At 67.2% G+C, this 18898-nt stretch carries 17 protein-coding genes and 1 tRNA gene; 2 read left to right on the top strand and 16 right to left on the bottom strand.

All coding sequences use genetic code 11. The annotated features are described in order from the left end of the window. Positions 1–123: 123 nt before the first annotated feature. From H8S47_RS12700 to H8S47_RS12635, 14 genes are all read right to left on the bottom strand, one after another. Positions 124–1173 carry a Leu/Phe/Val dehydrogenase gene (locus H8S47_RS12700; protein ID WP_187504220.1) on the bottom strand — a complete coding sequence of 350 codons (1050 nt, stop codon included), beginning with the start codon at positions 1171–1173 and terminating at the stop codon, positions 124–126. A 113-nt stretch (positions 1174–1286) separates the two neighbouring features. After that, a tRNA-His gene (locus H8S47_RS12695) sits at positions 1287–1363 on the bottom strand. Positions 1364–1427: 64 nt separating this feature from the next. Beyond that, the gene (gene gspN, locus H8S47_RS12690) at positions 1428–2153 is read right to left on the bottom strand and encodes a type II secretion system protein N (protein WP_187504219.1); all 726 of its coding nucleotides are present in this window, start codon (positions 2151–2153) and stop codon (positions 1428–1430) included. After that, the gene (gene gspM, locus H8S47_RS12685) at positions 2150–2626 is read right to left on the bottom strand and encodes a type II secretion system protein GspM (RefSeq protein WP_187504218.1); all 477 of its coding nucleotides are present in this window, start codon (positions 2624–2626) and stop codon (positions 2150–2152) included. The genes gspN and gspM overlap by 4 nt, the downstream gene beginning before the upstream one ends. After that, complete coding sequence (gene gspL, locus H8S47_RS12680) at positions 2623–3714, bottom strand: type II secretion system protein GspL (RefSeq protein WP_187504217.1); 1092 nt, start codon at positions 3712–3714, stop codon at positions 2623–2625. Before gspL ends, gspM begins: the two co-directional genes overlap by 4 nt. Beyond that, entirely contained in the window at positions 3711–4721 is a 1011-nt protein-coding gene (gene gspK / locus H8S47_RS12675) for a type II secretion system minor pseudopilin GspK (protein ID WP_187504250.1), read from the bottom strand. The genes gspL and gspK overlap by 4 nt, the downstream gene beginning before the upstream one ends. Continuing rightward, complete coding sequence (gene gspJ, locus H8S47_RS12670) at positions 4708–5394, bottom strand: type II secretion system minor pseudopilin GspJ (protein WP_187504216.1); 687 nt, start codon at positions 5392–5394, stop codon at positions 4708–4710. The genes gspK and gspJ overlap by 14 nt, the downstream gene beginning before the upstream one ends. Then, entirely contained in the window at positions 5391–5762 is a 372-nt protein-coding gene (gene gspI, locus H8S47_RS12665) for a type II secretion system minor pseudopilin GspI (protein WP_187504215.1), read from the bottom strand. Before gspI ends, gspJ begins: the two co-directional genes overlap by 4 nt. Continuing rightward, on the bottom strand, positions 5752–6207 hold the full coding sequence (locus H8S47_RS12660; RefSeq protein ID WP_328805532.1) for a GspH/FimT family pseudopilin: 456 nt from the start codon (positions 6205–6207) through the stop codon (positions 5752–5754). Before H8S47_RS12660 ends, gspI begins: the two co-directional genes overlap by 11 nt. A gap of 22 nt (positions 6208–6229) precedes the next feature. Then, positions 6230–6670, bottom strand: coding sequence for a type II secretion system major pseudopilin GspG (gene gspG, locus H8S47_RS12655; RefSeq protein WP_128453023.1), 441 nt, complete (start codon positions 6668–6670; stop codon positions 6230–6232). A gap of 8 nt (positions 6671–6678) precedes the next feature. Next, the gene (gene gspF, locus H8S47_RS12650) at positions 6679–7905 is read right to left on the bottom strand and encodes a type II secretion system inner membrane protein GspF (protein ID WP_187504213.1); all 1227 of its coding nucleotides are present in this window, start codon (positions 7903–7905) and stop codon (positions 6679–6681) included. A 122-nt stretch (positions 7906–8027) separates the two neighbouring features. After that, positions 8028–9548 carry a GspE/PulE family protein gene (locus tag H8S47_RS12645; RefSeq protein ID WP_187504212.1) on the bottom strand — a complete coding sequence of 507 codons (1521 nt, stop codon included), beginning with the start codon at positions 9546–9548 and terminating at the stop codon, positions 8028–8030. Between the two features lie 173 nt (positions 9549–9721). Further along, positions 9722–11932, bottom strand: coding sequence for a type II secretion system secretin GspD (gene gspD / locus H8S47_RS12640; RefSeq protein ID WP_187504211.1), 2211 nt, complete (start codon positions 11930–11932; stop codon positions 9722–9724). Positions 11933–11942: 10 nt separating this feature from the next. Further along, complete coding sequence (locus H8S47_RS12635) at positions 11943–12818, bottom strand: type II secretion system protein N (protein WP_328805531.1); 876 nt, start codon at positions 12816–12818, stop codon at positions 11943–11945. A gap of 93 nt (positions 12819–12911) precedes the next feature. Here H8S47_RS12635 and H8S47_RS12630 point away from each other — a divergent pair, with 93 nt between their 5' ends. Further along, entirely contained in the window at positions 12912–13568 is a 657-nt protein-coding gene (locus H8S47_RS12630; RefSeq protein WP_187504210.1) for a prolyl hydroxylase family protein, read from the top strand. 152 nt (positions 13569–13720) lie between these two features. Here the strand turns inward: H8S47_RS12630 and H8S47_RS12625 are convergent, their stop codons facing one another. Then, complete coding sequence (locus H8S47_RS12625) at positions 13721–16441, bottom strand: TonB-dependent receptor domain-containing protein (protein WP_187504209.1); 2721 nt, start codon at positions 16439–16441, stop codon at positions 13721–13723. Between the two features lie 88 nt (positions 16442–16529). Continuing rightward, positions 16530–18128 (bottom strand): hypothetical protein, encoded by a 1599-nt coding sequence (locus H8S47_RS12620; RefSeq protein ID WP_187504208.1) that lies wholly within the window; start codon positions 18126–18128, stop codon positions 16530–16532. 166 nt (positions 18129–18294) lie between these two features. Between H8S47_RS12620 and H8S47_RS12615 the strand changes: the two genes are divergently transcribed. Beyond that, positions 18295–18774 (top strand): DUF6481 family protein, encoded by a 480-nt coding sequence (locus H8S47_RS12615; RefSeq protein WP_328805529.1) that lies wholly within the window; start codon positions 18295–18297, stop codon positions 18772–18774. Positions 18775–18898: the final 124 nt, after the last annotated feature.

The raw sequence follows: 18898 nt of genomic DNA, 5'->3' as shown, positions 1-18898 counted from the left end.
GGGAGAGGGAGGGGCCCGCCGCGCTTGCGGTGGGAGGGCGAGGGGTGTGAGGCTCAGGCGTTCACCCCAACCACCCCTCATCCGGCGCTAAGCGCCACCTTCTCCCCTGAGGGGAGAAGGGTATCAGCGGCCGATCAGGCGCTTTGCGATCGAGTCCGCGACGTCCGACGACGGCTCGCCCGAGCGGTCGCTTTCGTCCCAGACCTGGGTCAGGCGCTCGGGGATACGGGCGATCCGTGCCTTCACTTCGGCTTCGTCACCATGACCAAGATATTCGAGCCCGACGTTGATGATCCCGCCCGCGTTGATCACATAATCCGGCGCGTACAGGATACCGCGAGCATGCAGGCGCGCGCCGTCTTCGCGCACGCTCAGCTGGTTGTTCGCGCCGCCCGCAACGACCTTCGCCTTCAACGCCGCGATCGACATCTCGGTCAGGATCGCACCGAGCGCGTTCGGGCTGAAGATATCCGCCTCGGTCGTCAGGATCGCCTCGGCCGCAACTGCGGTCGCACCGAGCTCACCGGCCAGCTTCTGCGCACGGCCTTCGTCGACGTCGGCCAGCGTCAACACGGCGCCGTCCTTCGCCAGCAACCGGGCAAGCCCGCCGCCGACCGAGCCGACGCCCTGGATCGCAACGCGCACGCCCTTCATGTCGGTCGCGCCGAGGCCACGCTGCGCCGCCGCCTTCACGCCGAGATAGATGCCGAGCGCGGTGTAGGGCCCGGGATCGCCGCCGGCAGCGCCGCTCGCGACAGGCAGGCCCGAGACGTAGCGGGTCTGGGTGGCGATCACCTTCATCCGCTCTTCGGACATGCCGACGTCTTCCGCCGTCACGTAACGACCGCCGAGCGAATCGACTGCGCGGCCGAACGCCTCGAGCTGCGCCGTCGTGATGACATCGCCGGGCTTGGCCGCGAGGACCACGCCCTTGCCGCCGCCGAGCTCGAGCCCGGCCATCGCGTTCTTGAAGCTCATGCCGCGCGAAAGGCGCAGCGCGTCGGTCACCGCGCGACCGTTATCGGCATAATGCCAGAAGCGCGTGCCGCCAGCTGCCGGCCCGAGCTTGGTGGAGTGCAGCGCAATTACCGCGCGCAGGCCCGATTCGGGATCGGTGAAGGCATGAACGCCCTCGTGGTCGTCGAAATCGGGAAGGTCCCAAACCGCTGTCATCGCCGGCTCCTGAGGAGGAATAAAATTACCGGGAGGCGAAATATTATTTTCTGGGGCGTTTGACCAGCCCAAAGCGCCCGCGGTGCGGGGGCTCGTCGAAAATACTGAGATAATGGGGCGACCGACGGGACTTGAACCCGCAACATCCGGCATCACAAGCCGACGCTCTAACCAATTGAACTACGATCGCCGCGAAGGCGTCGCCCCTAGCGGGGGTCGTCGGTCCCCGTCAACCGCCGACTTGCACAAACGCCTTAAAATCGTCCCTCGATGGCGAGACGGTAACCGTTCGGGCCGTTTACGAAGCCGGCCTGTTCGAGCTTCTGGACGGCCAGCGGATCGGACGGGCGCAGGGAAAGTTCGGCGCGGTAGGTCCCTGCCCCTTCGATCGTGAGCGCGATGCTTTCGGTGCCGGACTGGCTCGCGAGCGGCAGCAGCAAAGCAGTGCCGTCGCAGCGCGCGGTGCCGCTCACCGACTGCGGCAAAGCGATCCCGCTGACGTCGCCCGCCAGTGTCGCGCGGACGCGGCCCTCGGCGGCTTCGCACTGGCCGTCGCGGAAGCGGACCGACACGTCGTCGAGATCGAGCGCAGAGACGGGCACCGGTGCGAACAACCTACCGGTCGCGGCGGTGGCGGTCATGTGGTCGACGCCGAAGCCGTGGCGACTGACGCTCGCCGAGCCTGTGAGAGGTTTGGCGAATACCGATTCGGGACCGGCGAAAACGATCGTCGCGCGACCGACCAGCAGCGGCAGGGGCGACAGCCGTGCGTGCAGGTTACCGAGCGCGAGATCGCCGAACCGTGCGTCGGTCAGGGTCGCGCCCCAGATCGTACCCGACACGCGCCGTGCAACCAGGCCCTCGTCGCCGACACCGACCCAGCCGAGTACCGCGCGCATCGGCAAGAAGACGATCAGCGCGATCAGCAGCATGCTGCCGAACAGCGCCGCGGGTCCGGTCCGCAGTCGAATCCGCCTCATGCCGCACGCGCCCTGAACGTGAGTGCGACGCCGACGGTCTTGTCACCCTTGTCGGTCATCGCCACCGAATCGACGAGGATGCCGAGCCGTTCGAGCCGCGCGAGCCAGGCGGTCAGCGCAGCGGGTCGCGCCGACTGGATACCGACACGGACGCGGTCCGCACCATCCTGATCGAGCGACGCGAGCGCGAAACCGGCCTGGTCAGCCTCGGCACGCACCACGTCGGCAAGTGCCCCCGTCAGCGGCGTCGCGCGCGTCCGCTGGATATCGCGCAACGTGGCAACCTGCGCGCGAGTCTCGCCGAGCCGCGTCACAGCGGCGGCGTGGCGTTCGCGCGCGCTCGACAGGCCATCGCCGACCGGACGGATGATCACCGCCCACAGCAACGTGAGCACCGCGAGCGCGGCCATCACGAGCAGCAGGCGCCGCTCCCTTAGCGAACGCCCCTCGAACCACGTCTTCAGGCCGGTCATCGTCCGCTCCCCGATGCTGGACTGATCGTAAGTTCACCCGTCACGCGCCCGGCAGCGGCCTGGAACACGCCCGCGCGAACGGTGAAGCCTGCCGCCTCCAGCGCGCGCTTGAGATCGGTGGCCAACGCCTCGCGCTCGACCGCTACCGACAGTCGCAGATCGCCGTTCGCCTGGAAATCGAGCCCGGTAACTTCGGTGCCGGGCGTGGCGCGTACCGCCGCGAACGCCGCCGCGGTAGTATTGGTGAATCCGAGCCCCGGCCCGCGCACGCGCGACAGGCGTTCGTCGAGCTGGCGGGCGGCGTCGACCACCGTCTCGCCACGCGGCAATCCGGCGACCGCCACCGTGTTCGCCTCCGCCTCCAGCGCATCCGCGCCAAAACTGTATTTGGCGATGCGGACGAGCGAGATGGCGAGCGTCACCGCGAGGATCGTCAGCGACAACAATGCTAGCCGGCGGATCAGCCGCCAGTCGATCGCGAACCGGCGGCGCCGCGCGAACGGGCCCTGGCGGAGGTCGAGCGTGGGCGATGCGGCGGCGGCAACAATCGCCGCCTCCAACGTGTCGCGGTCGATCGTCGCCGGCGCGCTACCGCCGGTCACGAGCTCGGTCAGCCGCGCCTCGTCCGCAAACCCGCTGGACGTACCGCGCACCACGCCGCTGCCGGCAAGCTCGGCCCGCGCATACCCCTCTTCGGGTCGCGGCAGGAGCATCGGCGCGGGGATGACGGCGACCGGGTCGACGCCTGCCTCGGCGAGCATCCGCAACCAGTCGCGCATCGTCGCGGCCCCCACGACGCCGATCGGACGGTCGCTTGCGCCCTCGTCCCCGACCGCGACATGGAGTTCAACGAGCGGCGATGCGCTCGCCTCGGCCGCCAGTATCCGCGCGGCGGCGGTCGCCTGCGCCGGCGAGCGCGAGGGCAATTCCGCCCAATGCAGCGTCACCGCATCGGCCGGCGCCACCGCGATCGTCTCGTCGTCGATCGCTTCGGGAATGCCTTCCCCCTCGCCGACCACGCGCGCGTCCACGACGCGCATCCAGCGATATCCGGTCTCGCCGGCGGGAAGGAACAATAGCGTCGTCATGATGGCTCGCCCCATTGCCGCGATACGAGCTGCGCGGGAACCCTGTTCGCATCGATCAACGCACGTTCCTGCATTTGCGTGCGGCCGAGCGTCACGTCGATATCGAGCGTGAACCATTTCGAAACGACCGTAGCTTCCGCGCCTGGCGCGATCGTCGACGCCCCGAGCAGCGACAGGCTCGTCTGCATCTGACCGATCTCGGCATAGCCCTGCACAGGCCGCCGCAGCAGCGCCTGCTGCGCGTTGCCGATCGACAGCGTGTCGGGATACATCATCGCCAGCAGCACCGCCTGTTCGGGCAACAGCGTATTGACGTTGATCGGCGATGGTTTAGCGATCGGCAGCGTGCAGATCCAGGGCCGCAGCCTGGCGTAGATTTCCGGGGTCATGCCGAGCACCGCCCGCAGTTCGCTCGGGTCGGTCATCAGCGTACCGGCGGTACGATATGGCGTCTCCCGACCTAGATAGGCGCCGTCCTCCGCCCCCATCTGCTGCTGATCCTGATCGGTGTCGATCCAGTCCGCCGTGCCCGCCGCGACCTGTTCAGCGACCTGTACCGGCACATCGAGGAGCCGCATCAGGCGGACGAACTGCGGGCGAACCTCGCGTTGCGTCATGTAGACGCCCGGTTCGGTCATCCGAACCAGGCTGTTGAGGTTGAAGCAGTTCGCACCGTCCCGCACGCGCGCGGTCGCGAAGCCGCCGGGTACCGGCAGACCGAACGGCGTGTTGCTCCACCCGCCGGCCAACGTCACGCGCGTCGGGCTCGGTCCAAGCAGGTTGGAGATGCGGGTGAGCGCCATCGTCTCGGCGGCCAGCGCATAGGCGCGCGCCTGCTCGCCGGTCGCGGCATTCCCCGCCAACCGCGTCGACAATCGCAGCTTTTCGAGCGCGGCGCCCGCCATCACGGCGATGATCGCGACCAGCATCAGCACGGTCAGCAAGGCGGCGCCCCGCTCTGTCCCCCTCTCAATACCGCGCGATGGCACCGGATCAGTTTCGCGCACCGGACGCCCCCTGTTGCGAGGCGGGGGTCGCCGGAGAACTAGCCTCGCTGATATCGGCAGGCATCGGTTTGTAGCCGGTGCCGACCAGAAACATCTGGCGAAATTGCGTCCCATCGTCGCGTTGGACACGCAATTCCATCGCGTCGGGCAAGGGCGCGCCGCCTGCCCCGTCCCAGCGATCGCTCCAGGCGCCGGCGATCCGGTAGCGAAGCCCGATCTGGCGAACACGGGTGAGAAGCGCGGCCGGCGGCAGAGGCTGGGCACCGTCGATCATCGGATAGGCGATCCGCTGGAGAGCGCCCGCATCGACGCGGTAGGCGACCTTCTGCATGTTGGACCGGGCGGTACCGTCAATATTGCTCCAGCCGGCACGCACGAGGCGGAGCGTAGGCGTAACGCCCGATCCGCTTTCGCCGACGAACGCCGGTATCCGCGTTCCGGCTTCGTCGCGCGTGACGCGATTCGAGGCCTGGGCAAGATCCGCGGACAGGATCGACATCGTCCGGGTGAGCGCGCTGATATCGTCGAGCTTGGCGCCGGTCGAACTCTGTGCCCTCACGCTGAACGACAGGATGGCGACACCTGCTGCGGCAATCATCCCGAAGATCATCAGCGAGACCATGACCTCGATCAGCGTAAAGCCCGCCTCGCCTGGCCTCCGATCAACGGTCATGTCGCCGACCGCGGCGCAGGGCGCACCATCGTCAGGCGGCCGAGTTGGGTGCCGGTACGGTCGGCGACCACCACGTCGATCCGCAGCACGCGCGAGCCGCCGAGCGCGCTGACCTGCCGGGTCCAGGTCCAGGCTTGGCCGCCGTTCGTCTCGACACCGGTGACGCGGCCCGCGGTCGGCGGTTGCGCGTCGGTTACCGCCTCGATCGCGACGTTGCGGGCGACCATCTGCGCAACCAGCGTTTCGTCGAGGATCGAGGCGCCTCGGATCGTCGCGCTCTCCAGACGCACCAGCGCCATCGCCGCGAGGCTGAAGACGGCCAGCGCGACCATGATCTCGATGAGGGTAAAGCCGCGCTCAGCCCGCATCGGCGCGCACGCTGCCGTCGGCGTCGATATGCACGGTGGCAGCAACCCCGCCGCGATCGAGCCGGATTTCCGCCGGGCGATCGACAAGTCCGGTCGGGTCGAAGGTTACGCGCATTCGACCGCTGGCGTCGCCGATGCTGGCCCTGGTGCCGTCGTTCCAGCGTTCGACGCGCATCGGTTTCTCGGCGATCGGCGTCCAGCCCCCCGCCAGCCGTTGGTCGAAGCCATAGCCGCCGCCAGTGATCCAGACGCTGACCGGACGCGCGTCGACGATCGCCGAATCGTGCGCCGCGCGGGTGCGCAGGGCGAAGCGCGTCGCTTCATCGAGCACGCGGCCGCGCGGGTCCGGCATCACGAGCACGGCCACCGCCGATGCGAGGCCAATGATCGTGACGACGACCATCAGCTCGACCAGTGTGAAGCCGAGTTCGGCGGAACGCCTCACAGGCGTGAAGCCTGCTTCGCGCTTACTGCCAGCTGCCGATATCGGCATCGATCCCCTCGCCGCCTTCCTTGCCGTCGGCCCCGAAGGTCCAGACGTCGGCCTCGCCGTGCGTGCCGGGTGATGCGTAGAGATACGGGCGGCCCCAGGGATCGTTCGGCAGCTTCTTGAGATACCCGCCACGCTGGTAGCGCGAGGGATCGGTCAGGCCGGCAGGCGCGGTGACCAGCGCGTTCAGTCCTTGCGAGGTGTTGGGGAAGGTCATGTTCTGGAGCTTGTAGAGTTCCAGCCCGCCCTCGATCTGGGCGATGTCGGCCTTCGCCTTCTGGATCCGCGCGGTGTCGCCCGAGGGCAGCACGTTGAGCGCGACGATCGTGGCGAGCAGGCCGATGATGACGATCACCACCATCAGCTCGACGAGAGTAAAGCCGGCTTCGCGGCGACGCTTTTTGACTTCGGGACGCATGTACAACCTCATTGTCCGGCCAGCGTGTTGAGCTGGAGGATCGGGAGCAGGATGGATAGCACGATCGTCGCGACTATGCCGCCCATCACGACGATGATCAGCGGTTCGAGCAGCGACAATGCGGTGGCGGTGAAGCGGTCGAACTCGCGTTCGAGATAGTCGGCGGCGCGCTCCAGCATCTCGTCGAGACGGCCGGCGGCTTCGCCCGAGGCTGCGAGATACGTCAGCAGCGGGGGGAAGACGCCGGCGCGGCGCATCGCGGCGGACAAGCTGCCGCCGCCGCGGATCGCGTCGACGATCTGGTCCGAGGCGAGGCGGAGGCGGCGGTTGTGGATCGTGCTGGCGGTCAGGTTGAGGCCGTCGAGCAGCGGCAGGCGGCTGGCGACCATCGTGCCGAGCGTGCGCGCCATGCGGGCTGCGTGGAGGTCTCGGATGAGGCGGCCGAGCATCGGAATGCGGAGCAGCCAGCTGTCGAAGGCGAGGCGGAAGGTGGGGTCCTTGAGGGCGCGCCACAAAAGAAGGTTAGACAGGGTTAGGCCAAGAGCGATCACCCACCAATAGCCGACGAGGAAGGCGGAGAAGGCCATGACCATCCGCGTAAGTAACGGTAATTGCTGGCCAACTGTGTCGAATTGCTCGACCACCTGGGGCACGACGAACATCATCAGAGCGGTCACGACGCCGAGCGCGACGAGCGCGAGGATGGAGGGATAGGCCAGCGCGGTGATGAGCTTGCCGCGGATTTCGGCCTGGCGTTCAAGCAGGGCCGCCAAGCGGTCGAGGATGGTCGGGAGCGAGCCCGAACTTTCGCCGGCCGAGACCATCGCGCGGTAGAGCGGCGGGAAGCTCTTGGGTTCGCGGGCCATGGCATCGGCGAGCCTCCGGCCTTCGACGACGCCGGCGTGGACGTGCTGGACTATGGTGCGGACGCTGTCCTGTTCGGTCTGGCGAGTAATCGTGCGGAGTGATTCCTCGAGCGGAGAGACGCGGTTCAGCGTGGCGAGCTGGCGGGTGAAGAGGGTGAGGTTCTTGCCCGACATCTTCGGCGTGCCGAGCTGGAGACCGAATAGCGGGCGGCCCTTCGAGGCCTGGGGCGGTGCGCCGGGGGTGATCTTGACGACGTAGAACTTGCGCGCATCGAGGGTGGCGCGCGCGACGTCCATGTCGGGCGCGGCGACGTGGCCGCGGCGTTCGGCGCCTTTGGTGTCGATCGCGATGTAGTCGAAATCAGCCACGATGTGCTCCCCTCCCTGGAAGGGAGGGGTTGGGGGTGGGTTGGTTTATGATGCGGGGGGCGGTGGCCCGAGCCGGCCGACCCACCCCCGGCCCCTCCCTTTCAGGGAGGGGGGAAGAGGGGTTATGCATCGGCCACCTCTTCCAGCACTTCGGTCGTATCGCGGCGGGATACTCGGACGGCTTCCTCTGCCGTGGTTTGGCCGGACAGGACCAGGTCACGCGCCGACTGCGCCAGGTTCGGGGACTTGGCGAAGGCGTGTGCGGTGATTTCGGATTCGTGGCCGTCGGTGTTGATCAGGCGGCGGATGGTGTCGTCGATGCGGACCGCTTCGAAGACGCCGATGCGGCCCTTGTAGCCGGTCTGGTTGCAGTCTTCGCAGCCTTGCGCGACGTAGACGATCGCTTCGGGAGCGATGCCGAGCAAGGGGGCTACCGTATCGGAGGCGGGGACCGCCTTGCGGCACGTCGGGCACAGCCGTCGCACGAGCCGCTGCGCGATCACCGCGCGCAGTGTCGAGGCGAGCAGGAAGCTCTCAACCTTCATGTCGCGCATGCGGGTGATCGCGCCGATCGCGTCGTTGGTGTGGACGGTCGACAGCACGAGATGCCCGGTGAGCGACGCCTGCACCGCGATCTCGGCGGTCTCGCGGTCGCGGATTTCGCCGACCATGACGACGTCGGGATCCTGGCGGAGGATCGCGCGCAGGCCCGCCGCGAAGGTAAGGCCGACCTTCGGGTTGACCTGCGTCTGGCCGACGCCGTCGACGGCGTACTCGACCGGGTCCTCGACCGTCAGGATGTTGCGGCTGCCGTCGTTGAGCAAACGGAGCGCGGCGTAGAGCGAGGTGGTCTTGCCCGAGCCGGTCGGGCCGGTGACGAGGATGATGCCGTTGGGTTCGCTCAGCGCTTCGTTGAGCAACGCGAACAGCGCGGGCGGCAGGCCGAGCGCTTCGAGGTCGATGCCGGCGTTTTCCTTGTCGAGGATACGCAGCACGACGCGTTCGCCGGCTCGCGACGGCAGCGTCGAGACGCGGACGTCGAGCAGCTTGCCGCCGAGCGTCAGCCCCATGCGGCCATCCTGCGGCACGCGGCGCTCGGCGATGTCGAGGCGCGCCATCACCTTGATGCGGCTGACCACCACCGGTGCAACGTTGGGCGGCATGCGCAGCGTTTCGCGCAGCACGCCGTCGATCCGCATGCGGACGACGAGGCCGGACTCATACGGCTCGATATGGATGTCCGACACGCCATTGCGTGCGGCGTCGGCGATGATGCCGTTGATGAGACGGATAGCGGGGGCATCGTCGGCGGTATCGAGCAGGTCCTCCGCGGTCGGCATGTCGCCCGCGAGCAGGTCGAGTTCGTCGCCCATCCCGACCGCGGCGAGCGCGTTGGCCTGGCCGTCCATCGCGTAGACGTTCGACAGGAGGCGGTCGAAGGCAATCTGTTCGACGAAGGTCACGTCGAACGGGCGCGCGAGGTAGCGGCGGAGTTCGAGCAGGACTTTCGGGTCTGCGCCGGCGCGCATGGCGATCGTGAGGTGCGAATCGGTGTCGGTGTGGTCGATGACGACGCCGAATTTTCGGGCGAAGGCGTAGGGGATGGTGATCTGGGGGAGTGCTATCTCACTCCCCTCCCGCAAGCGGGAGGGGTTGGGGGTGGGCTCGCGCTCTCCTTCGAGGGTATCGTTTGGGGAAAGCGCGTGCCCGCTCCCGCCTTCAAGGGTATCGCTGGAGGTTAGCGCGGGCCCACCCCCGGCACCTCCCGCTTGCGGGAGGGGGGAAGAAGATTCGGAGGGGAAGCCTTCGCGGATGATCATTTCTTGGGCCGGACGACCATCGTCGAGGTCCGCACGGGGACCGCGATGCGGGGGTCTTCGATGCTGCCGGGGGTCGGGCCGGATGGGATCGGCGGGGCGGCGCCCATGTAATCGCGGACGAGTTGATCGATCGACGGCTCGGCACCCGGCTCCTGCAGGCCCTGTTGCAGGCGGACATAGCCATAACGCTGCTCGGTCAGCTTCCGGCTGTCCTCCGCGGTACGTAGGATGGTCGGGCGGATGAAGATCATCAGGTTGGTCTTCGACCGCTGTTTCGCCTTCGAGGTGAACAGATGGCCGAGGACGGGGATGTCGCCGAGCAGCGGGATCTTCTCGATCGTGCGGCGCTCATTGTCGTCGAGCAGGCCGCTGATGACCGCGATCTGGCCGTCGTCGACGGTGCGGACGGTCTCGACCTCGCGCTTGTTGAGGATCAGGTCGCTGTTGTCGCTCGACACCGGACCGGCGATCGAGCTGACCTCGAGGCGGAGGTTCAACTTCACCGTGCCGCTCGAGTTCACCTGCGGGCGGACGGTGAGTTCGATGCCGACGTTTTGGCGCTGCGTGGTGCGGAAGGCGTTGTCAAAATTGGTGCTGAGCGCCTGCCCCGTGGTGATCGGGATTTCCTGCCCGACGAGGCTGTGCGCCTCCTGGTTGTCGAGCGTGACGAGGTGCGGGACCTGGAGCAGGTTCGAGGTGGTGTCGCTCTTCACCGCGTTGATGATCGCGCCGAAGAAGGTGCTGCCGATCTTGCCGCCGAAACCCCCGAAACCGCCCGTCGCCGCGAGGATCGAGCTGATCGCCGACTGTTGCAGCGTGTTCGCGGCGTCGCTGGTGGTGTTGGTCGTCGTCGTGCTGCCGTCGGTGTTGACCGTCGTCGTGCTCGACGTGTTGAGCTGGGTCGCGCCGATCGCGCCGGCGATCTGCAGGATGTTGGGCGCGGAGTTGGAGAAGGTCGATGCGCCGAACGCGCCGCCGCTGGGGTCGCCGACGATGAACTGCGCGCCGAGCGTGCGGGCGGTCGAATCCGACACTTCGGCGACGATCGCCTCGACCAGCACCTGTTCGCGGCGGGTGTCGAGCTGGCGGACGACGTCGTTGAGCTGACGCTGGATCTCGGCGGGGGCGGCGATGACGATCGCGTTGGCGCCGGCAAAGCGCGTCACGACCGCGGCGGTCTTGCCGCCGGCCGCGGTGATCGCCGGCTGGCCCGATCCGCCGCCGCCGCCGCTCGGTGATGGCCCCGACTGCGGGATCTGCGGCTGCGACATGTTCGACTGACCGCCGGACGCGCCGTTGGTGCTGCTCGATCCGAAGTTCGAGCGCGACAGAGCCGTCTGCACGGGCTGGGTCGGGGTCTGGCCGACGAGTTCCTGGAGCACGGGCAGCAGCTGCTCGGCATCGGCGTTCTCGAGGAAGACGACCCTGATCTCGGTGCCGTTGCGCGCCTTCTGATCGAGGTCGGCGGCGACCTGTGCGAGGCGGGCGACGGTGGTCGGGTCGCCGCGCAACGCGACCGCGTTCGAGCCTTCGACGGCGACGACCGACGCGCTGGGGCCGGTCGCGGCTGCGCCGCCCTGCCCGCCCCCGGTGCCCGCGCCGATCAGGCCCTGGAGCGCGGTGGCGATCTCCTTGGCGCTGGCGTTCTTCAGCGCCACGACCCGCGTCGACGAGGTGTCGGTGTCGATCCGGCGGAGGACTTCGCGGATGCGGCGGATGTTATCGGCGAAATCGACCACGACGAGGCTGTTGCCGCCGCGGTTGGCGCTGACCGAGCCTTGCGCGCTGACCAGCGGGCGGACGGTCTCGACCGCGGACTGCGCGTCGATCGCCCGGAGGCGGACGATTTCGGTGACGTAGCTGTTGCGCGCCGCGCCCGCGACGCCGATCCGGCTCGGCTGCGAGGCGGCGTTGTCGAGCGGCTGGACGCGGAACGCGCCGTTCGAGGTCGGCACCGCGACGAGGCCGTTGGCGCGCAGGGTCGAGAGGAAGACCTCGAAATATTCGGAGCGCGACAGCGGGCGATCGGTGACGACGGTCACCTTCCCCGCGACGCGGTTGTCGATGATGAAGGTCCGCCCGGTGACCTTGGCGGCATCGGCGATGAACGCGCGGATATCGGCGTCGCGGACGTTGAGCGTGGTCTGTGCGTGGACGCTTGCCGCCAGCGCGAGCGCAACGACCGGACCGAGGATCAGTTTTTTCATTTGGCCGTTTTCATTTGGGTGGCGCGATCGTGATGGCGAGCGGCAGGGTATCCTGGCCGCGTTCTACGGTGATGGGGACGTTGCCGCCGCCCGCGAAATCCTTGGCGATCCGGTCGAGATCGCCAGGCCCCGAGACGGGGCGACCGCCGATCGAAGTGACGACGTCGCCGTCCTTGAGCCCGGCCGAGCGGAATGCGTTGCCGGTGCCTTGCGCGCGAACGGTGAGCCCGCTGATGCGGCCGCCATCGATGCGCGGGATGAAGCCGATCTCGCTGCGGAGCTGCGCGACCGGGATGCCAACTGCGGGTGCGCCGGACGACGCGGTTGGCGCGCCGACCGGAGCGGCTCCGGGCGCGACCGGAGTGACGGCGCCGGACTGATCGAGGAACAGGTCCTCGTCGGCGCCGCCGCGGTCGATCGTGACATGGTCGAACGCGACCGCCTTGAGCCGCACGCCGGGCTGGATCTCGTCACCGATCGCGACGCTCTGCTGCACGCCGTCGGGGCCGGCGATGATCGCGGAGCTGCGCCCCATCGCCTCGTCCATGCGCGTGCCGAACAGCGTGAGTTGCAGCGACGTCACGGTGGAGGGCTGGCCGCTGGCACCGCCCAGGCGGAAGAACGGGTCGAAGCCACGCAGGAGGTCGGCAGGAGAGCCGACCACCATCGCCGCGGCCGGACGCCAGTCGCCGAGCGGGGTGATCGGCGTCACGATCGTCCAGGCCAGCCGCGCGCACTGCACCGCCAGCCCGGCCAGCAGCGCGAGTTCGACGACACTATAGACATTCACGACCGGCATACGCCGCAAGATACGGCGCGCCCGCGCGTCCAGCTTCAATCGCATCCGCGACCCACCCCATTTTCCCGCATCTCGTCGCGTAGGCATGCCATGTTACAATTCCGCGTCAATGGCTTGCGCGTTGGTTGCCCGCATTCCGATGGGGTAGCGCATCGCGTTCGGGGTTGGCAGAAGACGCGGATGTCCGAGCATCTTCCCTCCAGCGGCTCCGGCCTGCCCCCCGAACCGGTCATCGCGCGGCTGTCCGCCCCCGGCGTGCAGCGAGTGCCGAGCGCGAAGCTCGATTTGTTCGTGCGGAAGGACTTCCTGCCGCCAGAGCTGTGTGCGGCGCTGATCGAGCGGATCGATGCGGTGCGGCGACCATCGACGATCTCCGATTCGAACGGCGATGCAAGCTATCGGACGAGCGAGACGGGCGATCTTTCCGCGGAAGATCCGGCGGTGATCGAGGTCGAGCGTCGGATTCTCGCGCTGACCGGGCTCGACCCTGCGCACGGCGAGCCTTTGCAGGGGCAACGCTATGCGGTCGGGCAGGAATTCAAGGGACACACCGATTATTTCGAGCCGAGCGGCATCGATTATCAGCGCTATTGCGGGGTCGCGGGAAACCGGACGTGGACCGTGATGGTCTATCTCAACCAGCCCGAGGCGGGCGGCGCGACGCGGTTCAAGGCGATCGACAAGATCGTCCAACCGGAAACGGGCAAGCTGCTCGCGTGGAACAACCGGCGTGCGGACGGGAGCCTGAATGCGGCGACGCTGCATCACGGGATGAAGGTGCGCGCGGGGGTCAAATATGTGATCACGAAATGGTTTCGGGAGAAAGCTTGGGGGTGATGCGTCGGGCGTCAAGGTAGAAGCACCACCCCGGCGAAGGCCGGGGCCCAATTGGGACACGGCAATAACGAAGCGCATCGCTTCGTTATAACCACCTTGCCAATTGGGCCCCGGCCTTCGCCGGGGTGGAAATACGCTACGGTGTTCCGCCTTTAAAACTGCACGCTCGCCCCCAGCGTGAAGACGCGGCCCAGCTTGTAGCGGTTGATGTCGACTTCATTGCCGTTCGAGAAAGTCTGGTACTCGCGGTAGCCGGTGCCGGTCAGGTTGCGGGCTTCGAACTTCACCTCGATCTGCTTGCCCGCCACCGGGATGCCCTGGCGCGCGACGACGTCGAAGCGGATGCCGGGCTTCTCGACCAGGTCGGGCAGGCGGACGCCGCCGCCGCCGCCGACCGGACCGCGGTTCGTCACGCGGTCGCTGGCGTAGTTGAACAGCAACGTCAGCTGCGACAGGCTGGCCTTGTCCTCGATCCCGAGCTGCAGATTGACGAGGTGATCCGACTGGCCGGTCAGCGCCGCGCCGTCCTGGAACAGCACGTTGGCGGGGCGCAGGCTGGCGGTCGTGCCATTGGACTGGATCGGGCTGGCGATCAGCTCGTCGCCAACCTGCAGCGCCGAATGCGTGTAGGTGTAGTTGGCGATCGCGACGAGGCGACGGGTCGCGAAGAAATCGCCGCCCACGCCGTCGAGCGGGATATATTTCTGAAGCTCGACCTCGCCGCCGTACAGGTCCGCGCGCGGGGCGTTGGCGAAGCCGGTCTGGAGCGTGTCGCTGCCGGCCGGGAAAAACGCCACCGCCTCGATCGGGTTGTCGATGCGCTTGTAGAAGCCCGCCAGATTGAACTTCTGGTCGCGCGCGAAATACCATTCGTAGCGCAGTTCGCCATTATAGAGCTGCGAATCGGTCAGGAACGGGTTGCCGAAGAACAGGCGATCGCTCTCGAAATCCTGGTACAGCTGGGGTGCGAGTTCGCGGAACTGCGGCCGGGCAAGCGTCTTCGACATATGCCCGCGAACCTGCATGTCGGACGCGAAGTTCCACGTCACCGTGACGGCTGGCAGCCAATAGGACCGCGCGAGGTTGGTCTGCGCGAACGAGACGCCGACACCTCCACCCGGCAGCACCGTTTCCAGTGCGTCCTCGTAGCGGATGCCGACATTGGCGCGCAGGCCGTCGGTGATCTCGCCCTCGACCTGGGCATAGGCACCGTGGATCCGCAGCGACGCATCATAGGTCGGCGCGCAGGTCGGTGCGACGCAGGTGTTCGCGAGGCCGATGCCATAGGTCTGGAGGTTGAAGTCCGACAGCAGGAAGTCGGGCCGCTGCTGTGCCACCGCATCGTTCAGCGCCACGTTGCCCGCGGTCTGGTAGCGGAAGGTGTAGCGGCTCGAGGTGCGATCGGTGTCGCTATAGGCATAGCCGACCGACAGCGCGAACGGGCGGTCGAACGGCACGTTCCAGGTGAGATTGGCCTGTCCCGACCACAATGTCTCGTCGAGTTCGCTGAACGCGACCGTCGCGCTCTGCAAGCCGCTGAGGTTGTTGGTGTAGTCGCCGACGTTCTCGTTATATTGATAGGTGAACTGGCGCTCGTAGGGCGAGTTGCGCTCGGTCTTGGCATAGCTGCCGCGGGTATCGAGCGCGAAATCGCCGAACTTGAACTCGCCGACCAGCTGCGTGTCCATCAACTGGCGTTCGAACCAGCTGGTGTTCTGGACGATGAACGGCTGGATGCCGGCGACGTCGCCGATGTTCGAGGTCGAGCCGGTGCTGAGGCGACCCTGCTTCAGCGTGTCGTGGATGTAGAGGTTGGTCCAGCGGATCTTGTTCTCGCCGAACTCCGCGCCGAAGCCGAGCAGGCCGTTGACGATCGAACGGTTGTCGGTCAGCACCGTGCGGAAGTCGCGCGTGAGGATGCCGCCGACGTCGTCGGTCGACTGCTGGATCGTGTCGCGCGTCCGCCACGTGTTGCTGATCCCGGCTGCGGCGATCACGCCGACCCGGGTGCTGCCGATATCGGCCGAGGTGCCGAAGCTGGTCTCGCCCGACAGATTGGCGGGGATCTGGTTGTTCTGTTGCAGCAAGGTCGTCTTGGCGTTCGACAGCGCGGTGATCTGCGCGCCGGTCAGCGACGTGCCGTCCGCGCCCGCCGTCTTGATGAAGCCGGGCACCTTGCGCTCGCCGCTGTCGAAACCGGTCCAGTCGTGCTTGCCGCCATCATAGACATAGCCGAGTTCGCTGGTCGTGACGGTGTCCGCGCCGACCGAGCCGCCGAACTGGAAGAACGTCTTTTCGGGGACGGCCTTGGTCGTCAGGTTGATGACGCCGCCGCCGAATTCACCCGAGTAATTGACCGAATAGCTCTTCTGGACGACCGCCGATGCGATCACGTTGGTCGGGAAGATGTCGAGCGGGACGACGCGGCGAAGCGGCTCCGGCGACGGCAGCGGCGAGCCGTTGAGCAGCGACGACGAATAGCGATCGCCGAGCCCGCGGACATAGACCAGGCCGTTGCCGACGACCGACAGACCGGTCACGCGCTGGAGCGCGCCGGCGATATCGCCTTCGCCGGTCCGCGCGATATCGGCGGACGACAGCACGTTGACGACTTCGGCGGTGGCGCGCACCGCGTTGGGCACGTTGCGTCCGATGACGACGATGTCTTCACCGCCAGAATTGCCGCCGGGGGTCGATATCTCGACCTGCTCCTGCGTCTGGGCGGCCTCTGCCGTCGGGTTGCCACGGTCTTCGACCGGCGTGCCCGCCTGCGGCGAAACGACGCTGCCGGCTGGAGCACTTTGCGCGAACGACTGCGCCGGGACGAGCGTCGTCGTCGCGAGCAGGACGGAGACGAGAACGGATGACTTCATGGCTGCCCCGGCAACAAGAGGAATTCGGTAGGTAAAAGGCTGCGCGGCAGGCCCCCGCCCCCCGCGCAGCCTCAGGCTTGCGTCGGTATCAGCTGGTCGGCAGCGCGGTGCAGGCGGTGCTGGTCGTACCGAAGCTCGCGCGGTTCGAGTTGCAGGTCCAGCCACGGTACCAGGTGTCGGTGCTGCCGTTGACTGCACCGACATAGCTCGTGTTCACCAGGAACGAGCTGCCCGATGGGTTGAGCGTCGCCGCGTTGAACGCGGTGGTCGTGGTCGACACGCCGGCTGGCAGGAACGTGCCCGTGACGGCCGAACCGACGGCCGCGCTCTCGGTGTTGTTGGTGCCGGCACGGAACAGCGCCTGCTGCTCATCGGTCGTCACGGTGACGCCGTTGACGGTGGTCGTCGCATACGGCGTCAGGCAGCTGAACACGACCGAGTTGAACACCGGCGGGCCCTTGTCCTCCAGCGTCGTGCTGGCGGGACGGATGGTCGTCTTGCCGCCTGCATCGGCGCCGGCGATGACGTTCAGGCATGCGCTGCTCGGATTGCTGACGATGCCGTTGACGAAGGTCGCATCGGCACCACCGCGCAGACGGATCGCCGCGTTGGTCGCGGTCGAGGTCTGGATGAAGGTGAAGTTGGCGAGGTTGTAGGCCTGGCGCGGCAGCGCATCTTCCGAGCCGTTCGAGTCGATCTCGGTGGAGTAGTTGTCGGTCTGCGTGTTGTTCGGCTTCTGGATCGCGAGCACGAACTGCACGAAACCCTGCCAGCCGACATCGGTATCCAGACCGTCGTCATCCGCGCCGGTGATTGCCAGATAGCGCAGGTTGCTACGGCCGCCGAAGATCTCGATGCCGTCGTCCGAGCTGTTGTGGATCTGGATGTGATCGAGCACGGTCGCAGACCCGGTGCCGCCGAGCGTCAGGCCCTGAAGCTCGTTGTTCGGGCTGATGACGGTGCCCGAATACCGGATCTGAACGTAACGGATGGTGCCGCTGTTGTCGGTCGGGATGGCGCCGCCGTACAATGCGGTGCTGGTGCCCTCGACGACGTTCTCGCAGGCTGCGTTACCGCCGGGGACCGTGGTGTTGCAGTTCGAAATCGGCGCGCGGCCGGCGAGGATGATGCCGCCCCACAGGCCCTGCGATTCGTCGGTGACGCCGCCGGTCAGGTTCGCCTGTGCGGTGAAGATGATCGGCTGCGTCTCGGTGCCCTCGGCGATCAGCTTCGAGCCACGGTTGACGACCATGTAGTCGTTGTCCGCGTTGGTGGTGTTCGCATAGACCAGCGAGCCGGCTGCGATCGTCAACGTGGTGGGGATGCCCGTCGGCACGGTGCCAGCACCACCGATGTCGACACCGACATCGACGCGGCCGTTGATCTCGTAGGCGACGCCCGCGATCTTCGGCAGGCTGAGCGCGGTGGTGATCAGCGACGGCAGGCGGCACGAACGGTAGCTACCGAGGACGCCGACGTCGGTGGTGCCGGACGGGCACGACGTGGCAGGCGTACCTGGGGTCGGCGTCGGCGTCGGCGAAGGGGTCGGGCTCGGCGTCGGTGTACCCGGAACGACGATCACGCCCTCGCCCGGCGAGGCGACACTGTCAGCGCCATCGCAGGCCGAGAGTGCGAGGCAGGCAGTGCCGGCCAGCAGAACAAGACTCGTGCGCTTGAAGATGGTCATTCGAGAGACTCCCGGTCGAAATCGTTGATCTGATGGATCGACTCAGGCTCCCCCCTGCCGACCTCGATTAGGCGACTATGCGGGGCGCGTGACGTTACGATGCGATTTGCGTGACGCTTGCATGACTGGGATATGACCGTTCGATGACAGCGCGCCCGGCAAGGGGTTGAAGCCCGAGGTTGAAATCGGCGCGCGCGAACACATCTCTTCCGATCCGGCGCGCGATGATTTACAGGCGCAGCCAGAGTCACCGCTGGCGCATCCCTGCGACCATGCGGTCAGACCATCATTACAGGATATCTCGACAACAATGGCCTCTTTCAAGGACCCCAGTTTCCAGGACCGCACGAGCAGCGCAGCCGCCGCCAAGCAGAAGGCGCTCGAAGCGCTGAAGGCGAAGCCGCCGATCGACGAAGCGGTTGTCGCAGAGCGCCTTGCCGCGCGTGAAGCCAAGGAATTGGCCGAGCGCGAGAAGCGCGCTGCCAAGCGTGCTGCCGAGGACGAGGCCAAGGCTGTGAAGAAGGCTGAAGCCGAGGCCGCTGCTGCGAAGAAGCGCGAGGCCGAGGCCAAGGTCGAGCTGACCGACGCCGAGAAGAAGGCGATTCGTGACGCTAAGTATGCGGCGCGGAAGAACAAGAAGAAGTGATTTTGGGCGGTCGTTTGGCCGCCCCTTTTGACTGAACGACTGCTCGTTAGAAGCACCTGCCGAAAAAGCTACCACCCCGGCGAAGGCCGGGGCCCAATTAGCAAGGTCGCTGTGGTGAAGCGCA

The organism is Sphingomonas albertensis (assembly GCF_014358075.1).
In the GTDB taxonomy this organism is placed as follows: domain Bacteria; phylum Pseudomonadota; class Alphaproteobacteria; order Sphingomonadales; family Sphingomonadaceae; genus Sphingomonas; species Sphingomonas albertensis.
Note: the sequence above shows the minus strand (reverse complement) of the source record. Positions and strands in the feature narration are given on the sequence as shown.

Bases quoted from the DNA above. Each gene is read 5' to 3' on its own strand.
- H8S47_RS12700 (WP_187504220.1), bottom strand. From the start codon at position 1,173: ATGACAGCGGTTTGGGACCTTCCCGATTTCGACGACCACGAGGGCGTT.
- gspN (WP_187504219.1), bottom strand. From the start codon at position 2,153: ATGAGGCGGATTCGACTGCGGACCGGACCCGCGGCGCTGTTCGGCAGC.
- gspM (WP_187504218.1), bottom strand. From the start codon at position 2,626: ATGACCGGCCTGAAGACGTGGTTCGAGGGGCGTTCGCTAAGGGAGCGG.
- gspL (WP_187504217.1), bottom strand. From the start codon at position 3,714: ATGACGACGCTATTGTTCCTTCCCGCCGGCGAGACCGGATATCGCTGG.
- gspJ (WP_187504216.1), bottom strand. From the start codon at position 5,394: ATGACCGTTGATCGGAGGCCAGGCGAGGCGGGCTTTACGCTGATCGAG.
- gspI (WP_187504215.1), bottom strand. From the start codon at position 5,762: ATGCGGGCTGAGCGCGGCTTTACCCTCATCGAGATCATGGTCGCGCTG.
- gspG (WP_128453023.1), bottom strand. From the start codon at position 6,670: ATGCGTCCCGAAGTCAAAAAGCGTCGCCGCGAAGCCGGCTTTACTCTC.
- gspD (WP_187504211.1), bottom strand. From the start codon at position 11,932: ATGAAAAAACTGATCCTCGGTCCGGTCGTTGCGCTCGCGCTGGCGGCA.
- H8S47_RS12635 (WP_328805531.1), bottom strand. From the start codon at position 12,818: ATGCCTACGCGACGAGATGCGGGAAAATGGGGTGGGTCGCGGATGCGA.
- H8S47_RS12630 (WP_187504210.1), top strand. From the start codon at position 12,912: ATGTCCGAGCATCTTCCCTCCAGCGGCTCCGGCCTGCCCCCCGAACCG.
- H8S47_RS12625 (WP_187504209.1), bottom strand. From the start codon at position 16,441: ATGAAGTCATCCGTTCTCGTCTCCGTCCTGCTCGCGACGACGACGCTC.
- H8S47_RS12620 (WP_187504208.1), bottom strand. From the start codon at position 18,128: ATGACCATCTTCAAGCGCACGAGTCTTGTTCTGCTGGCCGGCACTGCC.